This window comes from Pedococcus sp. 2YAF34 (genome assembly GCF_052114585.1).
Taxonomy (GTDB): Bacteria; Actinomycetota; Actinomycetes; order Actinomycetales; family Dermatophilaceae; genus Pedococcus.
This window is the reverse complement of the sequence record NZ_JBFRFA010000137.1, coordinates 1-393: the sequence shown is the minus strand read 5'-3', so window position 1 is coordinate 393 and position 393 is coordinate 1. Positions and strand designations below refer to the sequence as shown.

The following is a 393-nucleotide window of genomic DNA, read 5'->3' as shown; positions in this document are numbered from 1 at the left end:
GCTCTGGCTGATCGCGGCAGTGCTCGGCCTGACCGGCTGGGCGTGGGGTGCGCGCGTGCTGCGCGCGCAGACCATGTCGCTGCGCAACCGCGACTTCATCCAGGCCGCTCGTGCCAACGGCGAACCGCTGCACCGCGTCATCCTGGTGGAGATGCTGCCGAACCTGCTCGCGATCATCGCCTCCAGCTTCGTCGGCACGATGACGGCGGCCGTGCTGGGCCTCACGACGCTCGCGTTCATCGGGGTCATCCCGGTGTCCAACCTGAACTGGGGCACCATCCTGTTCTGGGCGCAGCAGAACAACGCCTTCCCCGACTACTGGTGGTGGTACGTGCCCGCCGGGCTGTGCATCGCGCTCCTCGGCGTGTCCCTGGCCCTGATCAACTTCGGGAT

Annotated in this window: 1 protein-coding gene; it reads left to right on the top strand. The window is 67.9% G+C overall.

Annotated features, from left to right (window positions below; genetic code table 11):
* Positions 1-393, top strand: a 393-nt coding sequence (locus AB4Z02_RS19255; RefSeq protein WP_441972985.1) for an ABC transporter permease, incomplete at both ends; no start/stop codon positions are given.